This window comes from Fructobacillus tropaeoli (genome assembly GCF_016860625.1).
GTDB lineage: Bacteria > Bacillota > Bacilli > Lactobacillales > Lactobacillaceae > Fructobacillus > Fructobacillus tropaeoli.
In genome coordinates this window covers 1-255 of the sequence record NZ_BOJU01000014.1, presented here as the reverse complement: position 1 = coordinate 255, position 255 = coordinate 1, and the positions used below count along the sequence as shown (strand labels likewise).

1 rRNA gene is annotated in these 255 nt (G+C 51.8%); it reads right to left on the bottom strand.

Annotated features, from left to right (window positions below):
- Positions 1-255 (bottom strand): 16S ribosomal RNA (locus FT12353_RS08465); the annotation flags it as partial.

Sequence of the window (255 nt, the reverse complement as noted above, 5' to 3'; positions counted from 1 at the left end):
ACCCACACTTTCGAGCCTCAACGTCAGTTGCAGTCCAGTAAGCCGCCTTCGCCACTGGTGTTCTTCCATATATCTACGCATTCCACCGCTACACATGGAGTTCCACTTACCTCTACTGCACTCAAGTCCGACAGTTTCCAAAGCACTTCCACAGTTGAGCTGTGGGCTTTCACTTCAGACTTATCGAACCGTCTGCGCTCGCTTTACGCCCAATAAATCCGGATAACGCTCGGGACATACGTATTACCGCGGCTG